Raw genomic sequence first — 23,224 nt, 5'->3', positions numbered from 1 at the left:
CGCGCACCTTCGAACTCCGCAGGGGAAAGCGGTAATCGCACTTTGCGGCGAATAGGAATCCTTCACTGCGGGATGGAGGACCGGCGCCGCGTCCCGAGCTCGCGGGACGCGACTACGAATAAGCCAGTTCTCGCCCTGTTGACGAAAGTCTGCGAATATCAAACTATGGCTGCACCTTCAAATACGCTTCCTTGTACTCCTCCATCATCTGCGCCCCGCCAGCGTTCTTCCAATTCTCGACCTCTGCCTGCCAGCCGGCTTCGTCGATCTTGCCCATGATGAATTTCGTCTCGGCGTCGGTGATCATCAGCTCCAGATCGGCGCCGCGGTCGGTGTAGGTCGCCGACAGCAGCGTAAGCGCCGGATTCGGCACCGCGTGCTTCTCGTTCTCCGTGACGATCTCGTTATTCTTCTTGAACAACGGCGTCTGCTGCATCGGACGGTCCATGTTGTACGCTTCGCCGCGTTGGAGCAGCACGTCGCGGTATGGCTTCACTTCCTTGGCGTCGGCGTCCTTGTCGAGCGGAACCGTCACGTCGCCCTCCACTTTATAGTGCTTGCCTTCGATCCCTTTATTGATGAGATTGACCATTTCCTTGTCGAGCAGTTGGTCCAGGAACGCGAGCACCCGCTTCAGCTCCTCTTCGCTCTTGACCGACGACTTCGGCACGGTCAAAATGCCCGCGTTGCCGTTCTCGCCCGGCACCCGGATGCCCTGTGGTCCTTCCAGGCCTACCGCATCCATCACGGCCGTCGGCACGACCTTCTCCAGATTCGTCTGCATCGACTGCGCGTTGCCGCCGGAGATACGAACCGCTACGCGGCCGGATTCGTACGCCTTGTCGATCGTGGTCGCATCGCTCACCGCAAAATCCTGATTGATGAGCTTCTCCTCGTACAGCCGTCGGAACAGCTTCATCGTATGGAAGAATTCGTCCGTCATGAATTCCGGCGTAAACTGGCCTTGATCGTCCACCTTCCATTTGTTCGGTCCGCCTTGCGAGACGCTAAGCCGGGTTAACATGGAGGCGGTGCCTTGGTTGTAATTTTTGTCCAGCATCATGCCGTAGGTGTCTCGCTTGCCGTTCTGATCCGGGTCGCCTTCGGCTACCGCTTTCATGACGTTGTACCACTCGTCGAGCGTCTTCGGCACGGTCAGGCTCTTCGCGTCGAACCAGTCTTTGCGGTAATGCAGCACCGCGCGGCCGACGGGCCGGAACACCGGGATGCCGTATAGCTTGCCATCTACCTTGATGTTGTTGTAATACGTCTCCGGCTGCGCAGACAGGTTCTTGTAATCCTTCAGATAGGGGCCGATCTCCCAGAAAATATCGTTCTGCATCGTGCTGATGATATTCGGCACATAGCTGACCTTCACGATTGTCGGCAGCTCGTCGGAGGCGATCATGACGTTGATCTTGTCGTCGTAGCCCGAATTCGGAATCCACTGCATCGTTAGCTTCGTGTTCGTGTATTTCTCCAGCGCTTGCTCGAACGGATTGTCTTCCGCCGGCGCTTCGCCGGGGAGGTGGGAAGCGAACGTGATTTCGAGCGGCTTCTCCTCCTGTGCAGGCGCTTGATTGTTGCCTGTCGCCGGCGCGTTGCCGTTCGTGGACTGACCATTGTTGCTCGTGTCGGAACTGCAGGCGGACAACACGGTGCTTGCGAGCAGCGCGCTTCCCAAGGCGAGCGCTATTTTTTTTCCCATACGTTAACCCCTCCGTCATTTGATCATTCTGAATATGATCTATGGAAAATCCGTCTCCGCGCGCGGGCGGCCTCGGACTTCATAGCGAAACGCGGCCGTTCCCTTAACCTTCGAGACGTTCAGCCTTTAACCGAACCGAGCATGACCCCTTTGGCGAAATGCTTCTGCAGAAACGGGTAAACAAGCAAAATCGGGACGGTCGCGAACACGATGACGGCCATCCGGATCGTCAGCGGCTGGATCTCCGTCTGTTCGATCGACGTGTCGCCGATGCTGCTCTGGGACAAGATGACGATCTGCCGCAGCAGCACTTGGATCGGATACAGACGGTTGTCGTTGATGTACAGAATGGCGTTGAAAAACTGATTCCAGTGGCCGACGGCGTAGAACAGCCCGAAGGTGGCCATGGCCGGCAGCGACAACGGCAGCACGATCCGGAACAGCACGCCGACGTCGTTGCAGCCGTCGATCCGCGCCGAATCCTCCAGTCCGTCGGGGATTTGCTGGAAGAAATTTTTGAGCACGATCAGGTTGAAGGCGCTGATCGCCCCGGGGAGCATGAGCGACCATAACGTGTTGGTCAAGTGGAGCTCCTTCACGACGAAGTACGTCGGGATCATTCCGCCGCTGAACAGCATCGTAATGAGCACGCCGAGCAGAATCGTCTGTCTGCCCCGCAAGTGGGTCTTGGCCAGCGGATAAGCCATCAGCGACGTGAATAACAGGTTGATCAGCGTCCCCACGACCGTGATATAGATGGAGACGAGCATGCTCCGGAACAACGTATCGGTGGAGAAAATGTAGCGGTAGGCGGCCAGCGACCACTCCTTCGGCCACAGCATCAAGCCGCCCTTGGCCACCTCCGCGGGACTGGTGAACGAGATTGCCGTCACGTAGACGAACGGCAGCACGCAGACGAGCGCAATCACGAGCAGCGTGAAGGCGTTGGTGGCATCGAAGATGCGATTGCCGAGCGTTTTATCTTGCGTCATCACGACATTGCTCCTTTCTGTTTGATCGGCGGCATCAGTACACGCCCTCTTCCCCGAACCGCTTCGCCAGCCAATTGGCGCCCAGGACGAGCACGAGGCCGACGACCGATTTGAACAATCCGACGGCCGTGCTGTAGCTGTACTGCGCTTGCGTCATGCCTTTCGTGTACACATAGGTATCGAACACTTCGCCCACCTCGCGGTTCGTCGGCGTCAGCATGAGGAAGATCTGCTCGAAGCCCGAATCCAGGAAGTTGCCTAAGCGAAGGATGAACAAAATGATGATCGTGCTGCGAATCGCCGGCAGCGTAATATGCCACAGCTGGCGCCAGCGGCCGGCTCCGTCGATCCGCGCCGCCTCGTACTGCTGCAGGTCCACGCCCGCCAGCGCGGCCAGGAAGATGACCGTTCCCCAGCCCACTTCTTTCCAGATCGACTGGGAGATGATCATCGTCCGGAACCATTCCGGCTCGAGCAGGAACGCGATTTTGTCGCCGGTCAACCGATCGAGCAGCTCGTTGATGATGCCGTTCTCGGTCGTGAAGAGCATATAGAAGATGCCGACGACGACCACCCAAGAGACGAAATGCGGAATGTACACCAGCGTCTGCACGAAGTTCTTGAACTTGGCGTGCCGGACTTCATTCATCATGAGCGCCAGGATGATCGGCAGCGGGAAGAAGAAGACCAGGTTGTAGATCGCCAGGATGACGGTGTTCCGGAACAGCATGCCGAATTGCGGCTCGGAGAAGAAACGCTCGAAGTGCTTGAATCCGACCCATGGACTGTTCATGAAGCCGGTGAAGGGCTTGTAATCCTGAAACGCCATTAATAGCCCGTACATCGGCACGTACTTGAATATGAGAAAAAACAGCACTCCGGGAAGCAGCATCATATATAACCACTTGTCCCGAATGAGATCCTTCAGCAGCTTGCCGGACTTGCCATCCGCGCCCCCTAATGCGGGAGGGCCCGCCGAAGCAACGACGTCTTGCTTCATTTCTCGCTACCTCCTTTATCGTTCTGTCTCCCATTATTAGATCGTCAGCAGATGACCGACTATAGGGCTGGCGCAACCTGATGACTGGTATCCGCATGTATCCGCGTGGCGTAAACATGGGGCAACTTTCCGATGTGCATCGGATAACCTGGTGTACCTGGTGAACCTGAAGGGCTCCGCCCTTGTTAACCCGTTGTTTTCGCCTCCACCGCCCTCCTTGCTCCCTCACCTTCTTGCTCCCTCCCCCTTCTTGCTCCCTCCCCCTTCCCCCTCCGCTGAGGGGAACCAGAGGGATTCGTCCCTCTGGACTCCCGAAATAAGCGTGCCTTCTACGCGGCCGTCTTCGATGTGTCCTTTCGGGGTGAGCCCGCGATTGTCCGTTGGACAAAGCTTTCGTTCGAGCTTCGTTCGTGACGTTTTGCCTTGGGGTGGTGACTCGTCTGTTCGAGGTGTTATCTGGCTTGCGTGCCGACCCTCGCTTACGTCCGCTTGGCGGACACGCTTTACGTTTTTTCTTTTTTGGAGCATCATTTCCTATGCAATAAAAAAAGCGCGACAGTGATCTGTGTGATCACCGCCGCGCTTCGCGCTTACGAATGGATGTCCTTCCTATACGCTTCTTCGTATTCCGCAATCATCCGGTCGCCGCCGGCTTGCCGCCACTTCTCCACTTCCGCTTGCCACCCCGCCTCGTCCAGATGGCCCATAATGTACCGGGTCTGCGCATCGGTAATGAGAATGTCCAGCTCTTTGCCTCGCTCTTCGTTCGTGTAGGAATCCAATGTAAGCGCCGGGTTCATGACGAGATACGATCGGTACATGGCCCCAATGCGCTGATTCTTAAGGAATAGGTCCGGCTGACGAACCGGCTGGATGTCAGCCAGATCCTCGCCGAAGTTCGGCAGAATATCCCGGTAAGGCTTGACCTCCTTCAGGCTCAAGGTGCGGTTCAACACTTCGGAATACTCCCCCTTCGCCGCCCAATGGCGGTTCTCGATGCCGTGCGAGATCACGGTCTGCATCGGAGGGGCGAGCAGCATATCCAGGAACTTCAGAATACGCCTCACCTCGCTCTCCGCCTGCACGGCGTCCTTCGGAATCGCCAGGAAGCCCGCGTTCCCCGGCTCGCCTGGCAGCCGGACGCCGCTTGGTCCCGTCAGAGGCGCAACGTCCACCGTCCCATTGGGGACGGACTTGACCAGCTTATCCTGCCACGTCTGGGCGTTCCCTCCGTTGACGACGATGCCCGCGCGGCCGGAATCGTAGATTTTCGACGTCTCGATCGTATCCACCAGCGTAAAATCCAGATTGATCAGCTGCTCCTCGTACAGTCGCCTGAACAGCTTCATCGTCTCGAAGAACGGTTCGGTCATGAATTCCGGCGTGAATCGCCCCGCCTCGACCTTCCACTTGTTGGGACCGCCTTGGGAGACGGAGATCCGGGTCAACAGCGAGCTGGCGTCCTGATTATAGCGCTTCTCGAGCACCATCCCGTACGTATCGTGCTTGCCGTTGCCATCCGGATCTTCGAGCGCAAGCGCGCGGATCACCCGATACCAGTCCTCGAGCGTGACCGGTACCGACAAACCTAACCGGTCGAACCAGTCCTTCCGGTACTGGATGACCGCGCGGCCGAGATCGCGAAACAACGGGATGCCGTAGATTTTGCCCCCGACGGCAATGTGGTCGTAATAACGCGGATCCGGCGCCGCCAAATTCGGATAATCTTGGAGCATCGGGCCAATCTCCCAGAATTGGCCGGCCTTCAAGGAAGCCAAGTACGTCGGCGAATTGCTCAGCTTGATCAGCTTGGGCAGCTCGCCGGACGCGATCATCAATCGCACCTTGTCGTCGTAGGCGGACAGCGGGATCCATTGAATCTGCATATCCGTGTTCGTATACGCTTCGATCGCTTGTTCCACCTCGTTATTGCTGGGCGGGAGCTCGCCGACCAGGCTTGCCCCGATCGGCAAGTACAACGTCTCGGCGCCCGGTTCGGCTTCATCCGCGCTGAACGGCGCGCACGAGGTTATGGAGCAGGCCAAGAGCATGAGGGCAAGCAAGACGGCGGAGCCTTTGATCATACCGTGCTCTCCTTCGACATCGATTCCCGGTATTGACCGGGCGTAATGTTATAGATTTTCTTATAGCCGCGAATGAACGAGCTGACATTGTTATAATGAAGCTTCTCGCTGATCTCCGATACTTTCAGCTCGGTCGTCTCCAGCATGACCTTGGCCATCTTCATCCGGTAATCCATGAGGTACTCGCTGAACGGAACGCCGATCTCTCGCTTGAAGATGCGGCTCAGATAGACCGGGTGATAGTTCAAGAGCTGCGAGCACGACTCCAGCGTAATCTCCCGGTCATACTGCTCCTGGATCAATTTCACCAATCGGTCCGCGATCTTCACGAACTGGCTGTCGGCCTTCTCCGATAAGATCCGAATCATGGGCTTGAACAGTTTGCACGTAAACCAATGCATGATTTCTTCGCGGGTCTGCAGCTGCAGCAGCCGCTTCATCGCGCCCGCGTCCGCCAGCACGCTGTTCACCCGGATGCCCTGCTCCTGGACAAGCTGCAGCAGCCGGGATACCAGCTGGAGCAGCAGCATCTGATGCTCCTGCAAGCAGCCGTCCTTATACAGCAGCGCGTTCAAATATTGCCCGAATACGTCGGCGGCTTGCTCCGGCTGCAATTCCCGGATCGCGTAGACGAGGCGCTCCTCCAGCACCTTCAGATGCGAATATTCCACATGCTCGGCGCCGGGACTGTTCGCGACGTCTCCGTAGTGGACGATAATTTCCGGCCCCAGCTTGATCCTGGCCTGCAGCGCCGTCAAACATTCCCCGAACGCTTGGACGGTATCCGTCAAATGCAGGAACGGGTTGCTAATGCCAACGCTTACATTGAGCTGCAGCACCTGCTCCGCGTTCCGCTTGATCGCCTCGGCCAGCTCGTAGAAGCGCCGCTGGACCGCTTCGGGCTCCTCGAGATCCGTGACAACCAGCGTAACCTGCGATTGGTTGAGTGTAATCGGCGCGAAGCGGACCGATGCCGGAATGACCTCCTGCACGATATTGCCGACGGCGTAGAGAAGCAGCTCCCGGTCCTCCTCTTCGTACCGGGTTGCCTGCAGATTGTCGATCTGCAGCGCGAGGACGCCCAGCCGCTTCCAGCCGGCGGGGAAATCGTGCATCGCCGAGCGGTACATATAATCGTTCTCCGTGATCTGCCCGGCGAACAGCTTGAAGACGAAGAAATCCTTCAAGTGGCTCGCTTGGCCGAGCAGCTGCTGCTCCACGCGTTCCCGCGATACGGCAAGCGATTCCATGCTGTGCTTAATAAAGGCCAGTTCATCCCGCTTCGACGGAATCGACTGTTCATGGCCGTGCCCGCCCAATCCTCGCGCCACTTCGAACAAATGACCGATGGGCCGGTACATCCGCCGGCTGCCATATAAGGCGGCGAGCAGTACGACGAGCAGGATGACCGCGCACACCATAACGGTCAACTCCGCGATTTTCTGCGTCTCTTTCTTAAGCTCCCCGATCGAGACGACCGATACGTACGTCCAACGGTTGAAGGCGGATGCGCGGTAGAGAACGGCGACCTCCTCTCCGTCCACCTTCATATTGAACAAGCCGGAAGGCTGCGCGGACCGGTCGGCCAGCCGTTCGGCGACGGCGCGATTGACTTCCCTGTAGGAGTCCCGATTCGTTTCGGTGCCCAGAATATCCGCTCCGGAACGGTCCATCACATAGCTTGAGTTTTGTGCATTCGTAAATGTAAGCGCATTCTTAATTTCGGACGATACGATGCGGATGACGAGCAAGCCTTGGGGCTGATTCGTCTGCGGCAGGATCGGGATTTTGTGCACCATCGTGACAGACTGCACCGGCTCGGCGAAATCCCCGTTCGAGGACGCGAGACCGGTATACCACAGGATGCTCTTGGGCTCTTTCGCGTAGCGTCTGAACTCCTCCTGATTCTCGAACTGGCTCAAAGGCTTCAGCGCGTTCAAGTTGAGCACCCAGTTTTTGTTCAAGTTCACAAGATATGCTTGCGTGATCACGACGTCGCTGGACTGCAAATTGTACATTTCCTTGGAAAGCTCGCGAACGGATTCGAAATCCTCCGAGCCGTAATTGATGTTCATCGATGCCTTCACCAGCGAGGAGTTGGCCAGCTGCGTCGCGGATTTCTCGATCGATTTGAGCATCTGCTCCACGCGCAGCTGCGTCTGTGCCAACCACTGCATATTGACGTCCTTGACCTTCTTCTCGATGTCCCCCGAGGCAATGGAATACGAGAGGATGCCGATCAGAACAGAAGGAAGTATACCTAATATAAGGCTGTATGATAACAAGCGCAGCAAGTAGTTTCTCAACCGGATACCTCCTGGATGCCTTCCGCCGTAGAAGAGGCACGGATATGCTTCAAATAACGTTTTACTCGCATCATCGCTTCCCGAGGCGTTGCATGCAATAGGCACGATGAAACTTCTTGGCTGTACGCGATCGATCTGAGGAAAGGATAGCTTCCAGTAATAGGGATAACCCTCCTCATGGTATCCCGCTCCCTACCGATCGTCAAGATTCTTTAGCCCCCTATCTACCTACCTCCATAATCATCTTCTCAGTAAGCTGCATTTTCACCAAATGAAAAAGCGAGCAACGCCTCGGCGTGCTCGCTTTTTGTTATTGAACGTTCCCCTATAACTCCATCGTCAGTTCGTGTTAAAGCGTAACCCAAGTTGCCTTTTTCGCAAGAGTGCCATCCATTAATCACGATTGGTTCAATATCGTCAACAGGCTGGCGGGACAAGGAATTGATGTAGCGGAAAACAGACAACTCTCCTTCCAGGAATGAGGTTGCTACGTCTCGGTTCAACGTGCCAAAACCACCAAAGTATTAATACAGAAGCACAGCAATGAAGTAGAAGCCGGCTAAATACACTGCCAGATGCGACTGTCGAGAATCTTCTCTATGGCTGGTTATTCCTCGAATCTTCGTTCGATGAAATATTGAATAACCGCCCGGTGAAGGGGCGGTTTTCTTATGCTTGCATGAATGCTTCTAACGGCTCCAGAGTCGAGAACGTCTTCTTTGCATCCTTCTTCCGTTGCTCTTCGTAGAGTTTGGTCAACTTTTCGAATGATTCAGCTTCAATCTTCTTATACCCCGATTTGGTGTATCTGTTTATGTACGGCTTTTGCCCCTCCACTTCAACCCACTCGTAAACGATGTCATATTTTTCTCTCAGATGCTTCTTATGAAGTGCCTGACGCAACACGGCATAGTGTTCTTCAATGGCTTCATCGCATTCCGCCATAATCTCCTCGAATGCGCAGCCCACTCGCGTCAGAATCTCCGATGCCCGTTCATCGCCGTATCTCGCGAGAAATGCCTTCAATGAAACCAGCGCATATAGCGTTATTTGGTCCTTGTCATTCGGAGCCTTGTATTCATAACAGCCAACAACCAAATTGCGGTCGGTCATTTCCTCCTTACTGAATTGCATCTTGAACAAATCCTCGAGCGTCTTCTGCTTCATAACGGTTTCCAACATCTGTTCTTTATCAATCTTGATGCCCGTTGACACCCACGGAAACGGTAGTTGGCCACTTTCACGCGATATGCTGCCCCTCATATTCAAAATCGGCAGACCGATAGCGATTGCGTACGACCTGTTAAATCCTTTACCCGCGAATATTTCCTGTTCTTCTCGCATGCGTCCTGATCCTCCTTTTAAGTACCAAGTTCCATTCGGTGCTAGTGCCACCAGTTACCCTACCGATTTATGCCGGCAGTCTCGTTCTGGTGTTTGTTCAGCTATAGTCACGCGTTACTTTAATGACGTTTGTTTCCGCATGAATGTTCCATTATTTTTCAAGCGCGCGTATCGCAGGAGAATAATGACAAACGCGAAAAGACCCTCTCCAGATAGAGAGGGCCCGACGAATGCTATAAGTTCTCCGTCGCCAGCGTGAAGCCTTCGATCGCGACATCCTCGTCCACTTCGATCAACAAGCATTTCCGGCCTTGGAAATTCACCTGCTTGACATGCTTCAAATCCTGCGGGCTGACCGTGATCGTAGCGATCTTCGTATCGATGCGGATCGATTTGGACGTGAACTTCGGCACGACGCTGCTCGCTTTGATCTCGTAATTGCGGTCGTCGACGACCGTCTGGAACGCCTGCTCCACCTTCTCGCTCGTCACGTCCTCCACGCCGCTCGCCGTCAGCAGCCGCTCCACGTCCTTGAAGTCGAGCGTCGGCGGTTCCTCCGTCTCGTGCGATTCGACGACCCGGTTGATCTCCTCGTACACGGACGCGATCGTGCTCGCGTCGAGCGTCTCGCCTGCGACTTCCTTCACGATATCCTCGAAAATCGTCCGCTCTTCCAGCGCCGTCACGGTCGGCTCGGCATTGAGCACCTGCTCGACGAAATGCAAATTCGGCTCATTGGCTTTGCCCGAGCAATACAGCACCCGGTTAATGTCGGAATAGCCATCCGTCACGCTCGGGTAGAAGAACCCTTGCTCCGGCGTGCTTAATTTGATGATCGGATCGACGAAGACGTTGTATTTGAACTCGCGCTCGACATAATCGAACATGAGCGTCTTCCGCTGCTGCTCCGTGGAATTGACGCTGCACAGGATGAACGGGTGCGCGAACATCTCGTCCTTCCCGGTCTCCTCTGCTTCGTCGTTGCGGCTCTTGGTCGGCCGGAAATATTGTCCGCGGATGAACGTGACGACCGTGTCCTTCTCGTATTTTCGATCCTTGATCATCTTCGCCACGAGATGAAGCATCAGGTCCTGCCACTCCTCCGGATCGCCGGTGATGAGCGCTTGGTGGAGCAGCACCATTGTCGGTTCGCCCTCTTCCACCGTATCATGAAACTTTAATTCGAACAGCTTCTGGCCCAGCTCGCCGGACAACAGCTTCTTGAAGTTGCCCATATGCAGCTCCTGCTTCTCTCGGTCCACCAGGGCGAACGGCTGACGCTCCCAATGATAGATCTCGCTGCTGTCTTTCATAATATACACGTTGAGAATGTCGTAATTATTGAGCAAATCGTGATCCAGCTTGAATTGCTTGCGAATGTGCGCGATTTCTTTTTTGATCATGGTCCGTCAGACAGCTCCTAATATGTGATATGGCTTTACCAGTATATACGATCAAGCCGGAGGATTGTAAGTAAAAGGTGAACCGGCGGGCATCGTCTTTGTCGATGATGCAAAAAGAGGCGCTCCGATAACGGAGCGCCCCTACTGGCTTGCCTGCTAATTCGCCTCGACGATCTGCCACTGCTGATTGGCGCCGCCGTTGTCCGTCCATTGGATCACATTCGCCCCGTCGTCCAGCGAACCGGAAGAGACATCGATCAGTTTGCCGGATGCCCGGTTCTTCAGCTTGAAGAACCCGCCGCCCGCATGGACGGGCTGCCACTGCTGGTTCGTATATCCGCCGTCCGTCCATTGTTCGATGATCGTGCCGTCCGCTGTATTGCCGTTCGTTAAGCCGAGGATGAGGCCGCTGGCGCGATTTTGGATTTTGTAATAACCGCCGCCCGCGTCGACGAATCGCCATTGCTGGCTGGACAGATTCGCATCGGTCAGTTGTTCGGCGTCGGCCCCGTTCGCAAGCGAGCTGCCTCGTACGTTCAACAGCTTGTTGCTCTTCCGGCTGACGATTTCGTAATACGCGTTCGTGTCAATCGCGAACGGCACGCCGCTCACCTCTCCGGTCGCCGCGTCGATATTGAGTTTCGGATACCAGGTCATGGCGAGCGTCGTCGAGGTCGGGAACGTCAACGGCAGCCACACGTACTTCGAGTCGTTCACCGGCCCGCTCCATGCCCCCGCCCAGCGATCGCCCATATACAAATACGAGGTCGTGCTCGAGCCTTCGACTGGCAGCACGTAAGTCGACTGCGAACCGTAAGTCGTCGCGTCGCTGAAGTTCGCTAAGGCGCTCCACGTTCCGGTAATGCTCGAGGCCGTCGCATATTTGGCTTGATTCGGATTCCAGCCCGTCGCGCCGGAGGTCAGGAGGAAGTACGTGGAGCCTCGCTTGAAGATCGCCGGCGCCTCCCGGTATTGCCCAGGCCACAAGGTCGTCACCAAAGATTCGACGCCGAGGAAATCCGGCGTCAGCTTGTAGATGTTCAGATCCGCGTTCACCTTCGTCGCCGAGATCAGGTAGCCGGTGCCGTTATCGTTGTATACGGTCATGTCGCGGGAGTCGTACCCAAGCGGTCGGAAGCTCCCGTGATACGTATAAGGCCCTTCGATGTTGGTCGAAGAGGCGACGGCGACCCGCGCTTCTCCGTAGTCGACGCCGTTCTCCTTATGCGCCCACAGCACGTATTTGTTCGTGGCGGCATTATAAATGATTTTCGGCCGTTCGATGTTGGCCGTCGCCAGCTCAGAGGCCGAAGACTTCGATAGAATATGCGCCCGGAACGACCAATTCTTCAAATCCGTCGAGCGATAGAGGGAGACATAATTGGTACCGTCCCGATTCTCCCCCGCCCAGTAATAGTAGCTCCCGACCTTGATGACGCCGCCGCCGTGCGCATGCAGCGCTTGGCCGTCCGTGGTCTTGAATTGCACGCCGTTGAGCAGGCTGACCGGCGCGGCCGCGCCCGTCCCGGCGAACATCGGCATTCCCGCGGCGACGAGCAGCAGCAGCGCCAAAGCTAGCGTGACGGTCATTCTTCGTTTGTGCATCATACATGGACCTCCATCCGTTAGTTATGCGCGGATTGGTATGCGAACACCATCCGATTAAGGTTTACGATTGACCTCCCTTCCGGGCCTCTCGTTCGCACCCTTCTCTCTCAGGATATGTGAATGCGGGGCAAGAACGGTGACGCGATATTGACCACTTATCGCGTTATTTTGACTCCTTCTCCGATGACAAAAGCGCCGCCGGCCATACGGCCGGCGGCGCTGATAGCTGCTGCGTAGTTATGCGTCTTAATTCAACGTGATGCTGTCCAGCTCCGCATACCCGATGCTCCCTTTCGCCAATCGGATAATGTTGTCGCCGGCCGTTAGATTCACGTTCACGTTCACGGTTCCGAATTGTCCCCAGCCGCCCGTCGCGGGATACGTAACCGTCGACCAACCGCCGCCGTTGTACGCGTAATTGTGCGTCGCGTTCGCGCCCGTGCCGTTCGCGTACCGAATCGTCATCGTGTACGTCTTCGCAGTCGGCACGTTCACGTAGAAATCAACATAGCTGTCGCTATGGTCGATCTGCGCGACGTACTTGCCGCCCGATGCCGTCCCGCCGGAGGCGATGTTCGCCCGGTTGACCGCCGCATCCTCGGCTTCGTATACGTTGGTCGCCTGACCGTACGGCGTGATAGAGATGCGGTAGCCATCATTGTTGTACAGCCCGCTCATCGGGACGGTAATCTGATTATTGCTGATCGTATAATCGCCTTCGAGCAGCGTCTTGGTCGAGTTGACGGCGGTGCTCCGGTTGACGAAAGGCGTCCAATCCACGCGCACGTGTACCTTGCTGCCGTTGCCGCCGAAGAACGACGGGAAGTTCTTGATGACGGCATTGACGGAGCCGTCCGTCACGCCGCCGAACAAGACGCTGGCATACTTCTTGGTCGCGTCCACGTTGGCGAACCCGTCAAGCGCGAGGATGTCGTTCACGTTCGGCGGCGTCACGCTTACCATGTTCCCGGACATGTCGCCGTACCACTTATAGAACCACCAGCCGCCGTTGCGCTGCGTGCTGCTCGCCAGCAGCGTGCCCAACCGGCCGGGATTCGGTACATCCCAATAGCTTTGCATCGCGGTATCGATCTTCAGCCGCTCGAACTTGGCAATCAGCGGCGCGACGACCCCTGGCTTCCCTTCGTCCTCCAGCCACCCGGCGCCGCTGTATTCGTTGATCGAGATCGGGCGCGCGGCAATGCCGAGCGATGCTTCGATCGCACGATAATCATTGTAATTGGCGGTAAAATTCTCGTTCAGCAGCTGATGCCATGAAGTAATATCCGGAAGCGTATTCTGCGCCTTCTGATAGGTCATGAAATCCAGCATGGCGGCATGGGAATAACCCGCGAGCGAAGGACCGATCGATTTGGCTGAAGGATCGAGCTGCTTCAATTTTTTGTGCGACTGGCTGAAGAACTCCCGGAACGTCAGGTTGCCGGACACATTGGAGGAAGCGTAGCCGCCGTTGCGCACGATGCTGCGGTTGACCGTCGCATTCTCGGCTTCGTAGCGGACCGGGCTTGCGCCCGTCACATCGATGTAATCATGCTCCGCATAACCGACGCTGCCTTTGGCGAACCGGATCTTGTTGCTGCCTGCCTGCAGGTTGAGCGTCACCGTCTGCGTGGACGCTGCGCCGGAGCCGAACCATCCTCCCGTATTCGGATACGAGACCGTAACGGCTGCCCCGCCGTTCACGCTTACTTGATGCGTAGAGGCCGCCCCCGTGCCGTTCGCATACCGGATCGCGATCGCGTACGCTTTGGCCGTCGGCACGCTGACGGTATACTCGACATAGCTGTCGCTATAATCGATATTGCCGACGAATTTGCCTTTCCAGGTGCCGTCCGGTTCGTTCCATAGCTCGTAGCCGTACACGTTCGCAAGTCCCGCCGCCTTCACGTCGTTCACGGTCGTCGTCATCTTGTTGAACCAATCCTGCAGGTTCGTATAGTCGTACCACCCGGTGAACCAGTCGGCTAGACGGACCGTTACCTGGCTGCCGGACGGCGCCAGCCGCTGCGCGACCGGGATGACGGCTCCCCATGGCTGCTGATAGCCGGCGACGGCCGGGTTGATATAAGCCTTGGCCCGCAAGGGGAGGAACAGATTGTTGTCCGGCTGATTCTCGATCACGCCATAGAGCGAGCCGGCCGAGCCGTGCGTAACCGGCCCGATCACGCTCGATAAATCCACGGTCAGATTGGATGCCGCATGCGCCGGCGATGCCGAGATCAGACCGCCCAGCATGGCGGCTAATGACGCGTAAACCACGATTTTCTTCACAATTGCACCTCCGCGAGTAATGTGTTGCCGAACTTTCCATGCAGCGCGTGCCGTCGGTGCTCCCCTTGCGGAAGAGGCAGCCGCAGAGCGCCGATATCCTTTAGCCCACCCCCTTTCATGACGATCGAGTCACGGATCGGCGGCCTCCGCTACCCTACCCTTCCTTCAACCCGGACAGCGTAACGCCGCGAACGAATATATCCTGCGCGCTTAAGAACACGATCAGAATCGGCAGCACGGTCAGGACGGTCGCCGCCATCAAGGCCGGCCAGTCCGTCGAATACAGCCCCTGCATGTTGGCCAGGCCGAGGGTGAGCGTCATTTTGCTCATCGAATTGATGTACACCAGCGGATTGACGAAATCGTTCCACGTGCCGAGCATGATGAAGATGCCGAGCGTGGCCAAGGCCGGCTTCGATAATGGGATGAAAATGCGCCAGTAGATGCCGAACGGCGTGCAGCCGTCGATTTTGGCCGCTTCCTCGAGCGCTTCCGGGATCGTGGAGAAAAATTGGCGCAGCAGGAAAGTCCCGAAGGCCGATACGAGCGACGGCAGGATCAACGACCAGTGCGAATCGAGCAGGCCGTAATATTTCATCAGCAGGAACGTCGGGATCATCGTGACCTGAGCGGGCACCATGAGCGTAGCCAGGTAGAGGCCGAACAGCCCCTCCCGGAACCGAAACCGCAGCCTGGCGAACACATAGCCGGCCATAGAGCTGGTGATGAGCTGGCTCACGACCACGATGACCGTGATTTTGAGCGTATTGAAGAAAAACTGAACGATCGGGAAGCGATCGGACATGTTCGTGTAGTTCGAGAACTTGAGCTCCTCCCCGAAGAACCGGGGCGGATACGTGAACACCTCGTTCACGCTCTTGAGCGACGTGCAGACGGACCAAATAAACGGGAATAGCATGATAACCGACCCGAGCAGCAAGAAGAGATGCGCCGTCGGCTTCATCCATATGCGCGGCTTCACGGCAGCCCCCTCCTTAGTAGACGCTAACTTTTTTCTGGCGCCAAAATTGAATGAACGTGATCAACAGCACGATGAAGAACAGCACGTACGCCATCGCGCTCGCATATCCCATCCGGAAATACTGGAAGGCGTTCTGGAAAATATAGTAGACCAGCACCGAGGTGGACCTTGCCGGTCCGCCCTGCGTCATCAGATAGACAGTGTCGAACACTTGGAACGAGTTGATGATGGACATGACCGTCACGAAGAAGGTCGTCGGCGACAGCAGCGGCAGCGTGATGCGCCAGAACTTCGAATACCACTTGGCTCCTTCGATATCCGCCGCCTCGTAGTAGCTGTCCGAGATCGACTGGAGGCCGGCGAGGAAAATAAGCATGTTGAACCCTAGACTCTTCCAAATGCTCGTTATGATCACGGTCGGCATCGCCCAGCTCGGATCGGTCAGCCAGGCAGGTCCGTCGATGCCGAACCAGGAAAGCGCATAGTTGAGCAAGCCGTATTCCGGATTGTAGATCCATTGCCAAATGACCGACACCGCGACCATGGACGAGATGACCGGGATGAAGAAGGCCGCGCGGTAGAAGCGAATGAAGCGCAGCTTTTGGTTAAGAAAGACCGCCAGCAGCAGCGAGATGACGATCCCGATCGGCACGCTGGCCGCGGTGAAGTATAGCGTGTTGCCGAGCACCTGGCGGAACACGGGATCATGGAAGAGCTCCTTGTAATTATCGATGCCGTTGAACGCGAAGGAATCGGACAGATTCCAGCTGGAGAAGCTGATCGCGAACGTCGCCAGCACCGGCAGCAGCAGGAACATGAGGAAGCCGGCTACGTTCGGCAGCAGCATGAGCAGCGCCCAGAACCCGTCTTTGTAGAGCAGAGGTCGTAAGGATTTCATTGTCTCACCCCGGAGCAGGCATCGGGAGGGACCGCTGCGAGCGCGGCCCTCTTCCTGATGGACTGCCATTCATTTTATTGGTTAGCGGCTAACGATTGGTTGACGACCTTCTCGATATTCTGGACCGTCTGGTCGAGCGGCTGATCGCTCAGGAAGAACTTATCCAGCTCCGCCGTCGTATCCTCTTGGATCTTCTGGCTGCTGAGCAAGGCGTACGGATAAGTAAGGGAGGAGGTGAAGTACGGAATCAGCTCCTTGAAACCTGCCGGATGAACGCCCTCGGTCAGCCATTTCTGAATCCCTTCCTCCGTATACAGCGACTTATGGTTCGGCAGCCATAATCCAGCCTTGACGTTCTGCAGCTGATACTCCTCGGAGGAAAGGAACTTGATCAGCTTCCAAGCGGCCTCGGGATGCTTCGTCTTGGCCGATGCCACGTGCAGATGCGCCTGGCCGTGGGTCACGGCTTCGTCGAATTTCGGCAGCACGCCGACGCCCACGTTGAATTTCATGCCGGACAGCTCCTGCAGCGCCCACGATCCGTCCGCGAGCATCGCGATCTTCCCGGTCTGCAGCATTTGGGCGGCGCTCATCCCGCTGTTCGTCAGCAGCTTGCCTTCCGGACTTACGCCGTCTTTCTTCCGCAAATCCGATACCGCCTGCAGCACTTCCTTCACTTCCGCCGTATTCATCGCCGATTGCTTCAGATCGTCCGTGAACCAGTCGCCGCCGTTGCTCATCACGGCCGCGATCAGATTGTAGTAGTTCTCCAAGCCGAAGACGCCGTACTGCTCGGCCTTGTCGCCGTTCTTAACCGTCAGCTTCTTCGCGACCTCCGCGAATTCTTCCCATGTCCAGGCTTTCGCCGGATCGCTTGGCGGATACGCGAGGCCGGCTTTGTCGAATAGGTCCTTGTTGTAGTAGAGCACCGGCGCGACGATGCAGGATTCGATCCCGTAATACTTGCCGTCCACGGTGCTGAGCTTCACGGCGGAATCGATGAGATCCGCGGCGATGCCTTCGTTCGTCACGCGGTCCGTGATATCCAGCAGGCTGTCGCGCTTCACGAAGTCGTGGTAGTAATCGCTCTGCAGGAAGAACACGTCCGGCGCTTCGTCGCCGAGCACCATCGCCTGCATCTTCGCGACGTACTGCGTGCCGCCGGGGATCGTCGTGTACTCGACCTTAATATTCGGGTTCTGCTTCATGAATTGCTCCAGTCCGTGCTTCACGCTCTGCGTCTCGAGCGGGCTGACTTCCCAGCCCATGAATTTCAGCGTGACCTGCTCGTCCTCGCCTTGACCGGCGTTGTTCGGCGTCCCGGAAGCCGTGTTCGCGTTTGGCTCGTCTCCGCTGCTGCAAGCCGTCAGGGGTAACGTCAGCATCAGGAGCGAAGCTGCCGCGATTGACCATTTTTTCATCACAAAGACCCTCCGCATTCGGTATGGTGTCGGTTGACGCAGCGCTCTTGTTGAAACGCTTACATGAACCATATCCTCACTATACCGAACGGCCGGAGGGCCGAAATTGCACATTCTTTTGATTTCTCGCCTATTTTTGCGAATATAAACCGCTTACTTGATCCGCGATGTCCCGCAGCGCGTCCGCGGCCTTCCGCTCGCCCTGCCACACGGGAAGCAAACCAGCCGTGACCGCGGGGAAAATCTCCATCTGATTCCGCAGATAGTAGCCGACGCTCGGCATTCCGTTCTCTAATAGCTGGGTCATCATCGCCTCCCGGAAGCCCGGCGGGTGCGCCGCGGGATTCGCGTCCACCCATTTGGCGACGAGCTCGGGCTCGGTATACCATTTGCGCAGCACCGGCATCCACAGCCCGTCCGAGTATAAGTTCAGCGCCTTGTTCGGATCGGACAACCATTTGTACAGCAGCCACGCCTCCTTCGGATGATCGGAGGATCGGAATATTACCGTGGCGCCGCTTAGGCCGACCGTGACGCTCTTCTTCAGCTTGGGCAGCACGCCGATATCGAACGCGACGCCCGCTTTGCCCAAGTCGAGATTGATCCACTGGCCGTCGATAATCATCGCCGCGAGACCGGCTTGCAGCGAGACATTCATCGCCGGCAGCGACTTCGACTCGTACGGCGACGGCGCGACATGATGGACGTTGATCAAATCCGCAAGCTTCTGGATCGCCTCCGCCGACTCCGGCGAATGGAGGCGGAATCGAGCGCCGTCCTCGCCGACCCAGTCGCCGCCGTTGCCGAAGACGAAGTTGTTCAGCGGGTCGGACCACGTCTCGAACATAATGCCGTACCGGGCGATGCGCGTATGATCGAAGGCCGGGTCATACGCGTTGCGGCCCTGCTCGTCGATCGTCAATCGCTTCGCGGCGTCCACGAATTGATCCCACGTCCAGGCTTGCTCCGCCCGCGAAGGCGGCGCTTGCACGCCCGCTTCCCGCAGCAGATCCGTTCTGTAGTAGAGTCCGAAGCATTCCGCCGCCGTGCTGACGCCCCACGCGACATCGTCGGCGGATTTGTACCAGATGTAATCGAGAAAATCCGCTTGGCGCAAGCGATCGTCGTCGGCCAGAAAATCGAATAAATTCAGAAACTTGTCTTCACTGCTGAAGACTTCCCCGAGCTCGGTCGTCATATAGGCAATGTCCGGCTCCTCGTTGGAGGCGGACATCGCCATCATTTTCGTATTGTAGTCGGAATTCGGGTAATGAATCGGCTCCACGCCGATCCACGGGTACTCCTCCGTAAACTTGGCCAGCGCGTTCTCGATCGCCCGCTTCTCCTCGATGGAGCCCCAATAAGTGAACTTGAGCGCGACTTGAGGTCGCGTATCGATCGGCTTCGCGGAACCTTCCCGCCCTATATAGGCATACCCTGCGAAAGCCGCGATCCCCATCAACGCGGCGATCGCCCCAAACACTCCTATTGCTCTGAACCGCAATGCCCGTCCCCCCTAACGTTGGACCGGCGGGAGCGTGACCGTCACGGTCGTGCCCTCGCCGATCGTAGACGCGATGCGAAGACCGTAAGGCTCCCCGTACAGAAGGCGGATGCGCCGGTCGACGTTCGACAAACCGACGTGACGTTCTCCCTCGAGCAGGACGGACAGCCGCGCAGCATCCATGCCGGCGCCGTTGTCTTCGATCGTATAGATCCGCGCTTCTTCGCCGTCGCGGCACGTAATGCGAAGTCGTCCCTGATCGTTCGGCTGCTTGAAGCCGTGGATGAACGCATTCTCCACGAGAGGCTGCAGGAAAAACTTCGGCACCTCATCCCCGCGCATCCGCTCCTCGATGTCATAAACGACCTCGAACGCGCCCTCGAACCGTTTGCTCATAATCGTGACATAGCTCTCCAAATACGTCAGGTCGTCCTGAAATCGGACGAGCGTCGCCTCCTGCTTCACCATATACTTCAGCATCTTGGATAGGCTGACGACGATGTCGCTAATCTCATACTCCTCTTTCTCCAGCGACATCAAGCTGACCATGTTGAGCGTGTTGTACATGAAATGGGGATCGAGCTGCAGGTTCAGCGCCTTGATCTGGGCTTCTTTCTCGCGGATTTGCGTCTCGTAATTCTCCTGGATCAGCTTCCGGATGTTCTCGTTCATGTCGTTGAACTTCTTCATGAGGATTTTGAACTCGTAGCTGCCGCTCTGCTTGAAGCGTGTCTCGAATCGCCCTTCGCCCGTATTCACGATCGCCCGGATCATCGTGCGGAACGGATTGGTGATGAGCCTCGACAGCACGTACGACAGCGCCATGAAGACGACCGTGATCACGCCGACGGAAATGAGCATGTTGCGCGCGTACTGCCGGGTGACGGGATCGAGCAGCGCTTTCGGCGGGATGACGGCGACGCTGAGCCAGCCCGTAATATCCGAGCGCGCGAACGCCACGACCTGCTCGGCGCCGTCGATCCGCAGCATGCGGACGCCGCTCTTCGCCCGGATCAGTTCGTCCAGCATCGGGAGGTCCGCCTTGGCCGTCAGCCGGGAGCGGTCGTTATGGGCGACGATCTGGCCGCGCTCGTCGACGACGAAATAGGACGCGCCGCCGACGGGGATGCTGCCGGCGAACACGTTCGTAAATAACGCATCCTTGAAATTGAGCAGCAAAATCGGCTTATCCTTCAAATCCGTGTAAGCGCGGAATTTCCCTTTCTCGTATGCGCCTTGGATCATGGACACGGCGGAGAACAAATACTTGTAGTCGTAATCCATCGTCTTCAAATAACCGATGTCGTACATGTCGGCGAAGTTATACGTCGGCACCCATTTGATTTTGCCTTCGCCCGCTCTGGCCGTCTCGTCGAGGCGGGTTCCTTGGAAGCCGTCGATCGGGATGAAGTTCTTCGCATGCTCGCTGTTGGCCGAAGAAGCCGTGCCGAATACGAAATACGAGGTTGCGACTTGAACGGAATACAGATCCTGCGACTGCGCAAAGTATTTGTCCAAAATGGCTTTGATCCGCAGGTCGGCCGCCAGCACCTCCGTCTTGTTCCCCTTCGGTACGTTCGAGAAAATCTCGTAGAAATCCGCATCCTCCATAAAACCGTAGATCATCTCGCGGATACGGGAAAACTTCGCATCGATCAGCTCGTTGTTTTTGCGGACGATGGTGAAGACGTCCTTCTGCGCCATCTCAAGCACGGTGCTCCGATTGAGCCGGTAATCGCTGATGCCGAAGATGAGCATCGTGCCGGCGAGCAGCATGACGTAGGTGAACAGCAGCTTCGTATGCAGCCGGCCTTCCTTCACGATGCGCACCAGCGCCTTCATTCCGCCGCCTCTTCCCCGTGCATTTGACGGTACGTTTTGGGCGACAGGCCGATCTCGCGTTTGAACATTTTGTTGAAGTAGGCCGGCGTCCGGAAGCCGCTGCGCTCCGAGATCTCCGCCACCTTCGCATCCGTTTGCGCCAGCATCCGCTTCGCTTGGCGAATGCGAAGATCCAGCACGTATTCGGAGAAGTTCATTCCGGTTCGCAGCTTGAAGAGATAGCTGAAGTACGAGGCGTTGAAGTGGAACTTCGCGGCCACGGATTCAAGCGATAGGTCCTCCATGTAATGCTGCTGCAAGTAGTGCTGGCAGCGCATGATAATGAGTCCGTTCTTGTCCTGCTGGGTCTTCTCCGTCAGCGCGAGCAGATGCCGGACCAGCTCCTTGAACCGAAGACGCAGCTCCCGGTAATCGTCATAGCCTTGAAACCGCTCGCGCAGCCGGGCAATCGACCACTCCGGCGCATCGTCGGACAGCAGGCTCTCCATCCCGTTCAGCAGCTGCCAAATCAGCATCCACGTCTCGTCCTTCATCAAGCCGGGCTTCGGATAAGGCGGCGACTCGCGTTGGCAGAAGAACGCGTTCACCAGGTCCAGCGCCCGGCCGCCCTCGACGGCCTTGATCGCCGTCAGCAGCGGTTCCGCGATCTCCTTGGCGCTAGGCGATATGCGCTCCGCGAACGGCTGGCTGTCCGTGCCCCAGAACACTGTCTGCTCCGGCGCGTAGAACCGGTGGCGCAGCGCCAGCAGCGCTTCGGCGTACGCCTCCGCGACGGAAGCATGCACGTCGGCCCGCGTTCGGCTTACCCCAACGGCGATATGTTCGCCGCCGTCGGACCGGACGTGGTCCAACAACCGGCTAAGTTTCGCAACCGATTCCGACGGCTTCGCCGCGAGCGCCGGCGTCAGCCGCATGATGGCGGCGGCCCTTCTGCCCGTCGGGTCCGTGACGATCTCCGATTGTCCCGCCGATGCGGATTCGGTCCTCCATTTGCGTTTGAGCTCAGTTATCAGCCCGATCGGATCGCCGCGTCCCAGCTCGAACACGATGACTACGCCCGGTCCGCCTGGCGACGCGCAGCGTTCGGCCCGCTCCGCCGTACTTCCGGAGGCATCGCCGAACAAGACGTCCTGCCAGATGCGTTCCTTGTTCAGCTGCTCCCGCTCGCGCTCCTCCGAGAAGAGAACCTCCAGCTTGGCGAGCACGCGCTCGATATCCGACAGTCCGATCGGCTTGACCAAATAGTCCACGACGCGATGCTCGATCGCCTTCCGGGCATAGTCGAATTGCCCGTAGCCGCTGATCAGCACCGTCTTGATATGCGGCTTGCCGCCCGCGATCCGCTCGACGAGCGTCAAGCCGTCCTCCTCCGGCATGCGGATATCCGTTAGAACCGCATCGACCGCTTCGGATTCGAGCAGCGACCATGCCGCCTTGGCATCCGCTGCTTCGAGTATCCGATAGGCCGGACGCAGCCGCCGGAGAATCGCCGAGAGCGCCTTCACCTGCCGCGTCTCGTCATCGACGATCAATATGGTTTTCATTCCTTCCACCTCGCCTTTAAAAGAAAGCGCTATCAATCAATAATATAGCGCATTTTCAGAACGAGGACGTATCACTATCTTTGGAAAATAGTTCGTTATTATGTTTGCCCGCCTTTTAATGAAATGCCGATAGACGTCCATCGCCAGACAGCCGATCCAGAACGGCGAGGAGATGCGGACAATCGAGGGAGCACATTCAGTTCGAGGCGCGCAAAAAAGCGGAGCCCTTTTGTGCAGGGCCCCGCTCTTGCATACTCGACGATTGCGTAAGATGTGGTCGTGATCCTCCCGATTTG

Annotated in this window: 16 protein-coding genes; all 16 read right to left on the bottom strand. The window is 57.2% G+C overall.

Features of this window, described 5'->3' with window-relative positions; translation table 11 throughout:
- Window positions 1-163: 163 nt before the first annotated feature.
- On the bottom strand, window positions 164-1,708 hold the full coding sequence (locus ACFSKT_RS01155; RefSeq protein ID WP_377719969.1) for an extracellular solute-binding protein: 1,545 nt from the start codon (window positions 1,706-1,708) through the stop codon (window positions 164-166).
- Between the two features lie 119 nt (window positions 1,709-1,827).
- On the bottom strand, window positions 1,828-2,700 hold the full coding sequence (locus ACFSKT_RS01150; protein WP_377719968.1) for a carbohydrate ABC transporter permease: 873 nt from the start codon (window positions 2,698-2,700) through the stop codon (window positions 1,828-1,830).
- A gap of 34 nt (window positions 2,701-2,734) precedes the next feature.
- A complete protein-coding gene (locus tag ACFSKT_RS01145; RefSeq protein WP_377719967.1) occupies window positions 2,735-3,700 on the bottom strand; it encodes an ABC transporter permease in 966 nt (321 codons plus the stop codon).
- 590 nt (window positions 3,701-4,290) lie between these two features.
- Window positions 4,291-5,784: an extracellular solute-binding protein gene (locus ACFSKT_RS01140; protein WP_377719966.1), complete on the bottom strand. Its 1,494-nt coding sequence runs from the start codon at window positions 5,782-5,784 to the stop codon at window positions 4,291-4,293.
- Complete coding sequence (locus ACFSKT_RS01135) at window positions 5,781-8,090, bottom strand: AraC family transcriptional regulator (protein ID WP_377719965.1); 2,310 nt, start codon at window positions 8,088-8,090, stop codon at window positions 5,781-5,783. Before ACFSKT_RS01135 ends, ACFSKT_RS01140 begins: the two co-directional genes overlap by 4 nt.
- A 248-nt stretch (window positions 8,091-8,338) precedes the next feature.
- Window positions 8,339-8,593 carry a hypothetical protein gene (locus ACFSKT_RS01130; RefSeq protein WP_377719964.1) on the bottom strand — a complete coding sequence of 85 codons (255 nt, stop codon included), beginning with the start codon at window positions 8,591-8,593 and terminating at the stop codon, window positions 8,339-8,341.
- Between the two features lie 166 nt (window positions 8,594-8,759).
- Complete coding sequence (locus ACFSKT_RS01125) at window positions 8,760-9,434, bottom strand: hypothetical protein (protein WP_377719963.1); 675 nt, start codon at window positions 9,432-9,434, stop codon at window positions 8,760-8,762.
- Between the two features lie 233 nt (window positions 9,435-9,667).
- A complete protein-coding gene (locus tag ACFSKT_RS01120; protein WP_377719962.1) occupies window positions 9,668-10,837 on the bottom strand; it encodes a DUF4317 domain-containing protein in 1,170 nt (389 codons plus the stop codon).
- Window positions 10,838-10,993: 156 nt separating this feature from the next.
- Window positions 10,994-12,445: an RICIN domain-containing protein gene (locus ACFSKT_RS01115; protein WP_377719961.1), complete on the bottom strand. Its 1,452-nt coding sequence runs from the start codon at window positions 12,443-12,445 to the stop codon at window positions 10,994-10,996.
- A gap of 246 nt (window positions 12,446-12,691) precedes the next feature.
- Window positions 12,692-14,737 carry a CBM35 domain-containing protein gene (locus ACFSKT_RS01110; protein WP_377719960.1) on the bottom strand — a complete coding sequence of 682 codons (2,046 nt, stop codon included), beginning with the start codon at window positions 14,735-14,737 and terminating at the stop codon, window positions 12,692-12,694.
- A 154-nt stretch (window positions 14,738-14,891) separates the two neighbouring features.
- Complete coding sequence (locus ACFSKT_RS01105; RefSeq protein ID WP_377719959.1) at window positions 14,892-15,719, bottom strand: carbohydrate ABC transporter permease; 828 nt, start codon at window positions 15,717-15,719, stop codon at window positions 14,892-14,894.
- Window positions 15,720-15,732: 13 nt separating this feature from the next.
- On the bottom strand, window positions 15,733-16,617 hold the full coding sequence (locus ACFSKT_RS01100; RefSeq protein WP_377719958.1) for a carbohydrate ABC transporter permease: 885 nt from the start codon (window positions 16,615-16,617) through the stop codon (window positions 15,733-15,735).
- Between the two features lie 74 nt (window positions 16,618-16,691).
- Window positions 16,692-18,038 carry an ABC transporter substrate-binding protein gene (locus tag ACFSKT_RS01095; protein ID WP_377719957.1) on the bottom strand — a complete coding sequence of 449 codons (1,347 nt, stop codon included), beginning with the start codon at window positions 18,036-18,038 and terminating at the stop codon, window positions 16,692-16,694.
- A 130-nt stretch (window positions 18,039-18,168) separates the two neighbouring features.
- On the bottom strand, window positions 18,169-19,542 hold the full coding sequence (locus tag ACFSKT_RS01090) for an ABC transporter substrate-binding protein (RefSeq protein ID WP_377719956.1): 1,374 nt from the start codon (window positions 19,540-19,542) through the stop codon (window positions 18,169-18,171).
- Between the two features lie 12 nt (window positions 19,543-19,554).
- The gene (locus ACFSKT_RS01085; protein WP_377719955.1) at window positions 19,555-21,384 is read right to left on the bottom strand and encodes a sensor histidine kinase; all 1,830 of its coding nucleotides are present in this window, start codon (window positions 21,382-21,384) and stop codon (window positions 19,555-19,557) included.
- Complete coding sequence (locus ACFSKT_RS01080; RefSeq protein ID WP_377719954.1) at window positions 21,381-22,928, bottom strand: response regulator transcription factor; 1,548 nt, start codon at window positions 22,926-22,928, stop codon at window positions 21,381-21,383. The genes ACFSKT_RS01085 and ACFSKT_RS01080 overlap by 4 nt, the downstream gene beginning before the upstream one ends.
- Window positions 22,929-23,224 lie beyond the last annotated feature (296 nt).

It is taken from the genome of Paenibacillus xanthanilyticus (assembly GCF_042682185.1).
GTDB lineage: Bacteria > Bacillota > Bacilli > Paenibacillales > Paenibacillaceae > Paenibacillus_Z > Paenibacillus_Z xanthanilyticus.
Note: the sequence above shows the minus strand (reverse complement) of the source record. Positions and strands in the feature narration are given on the sequence as shown.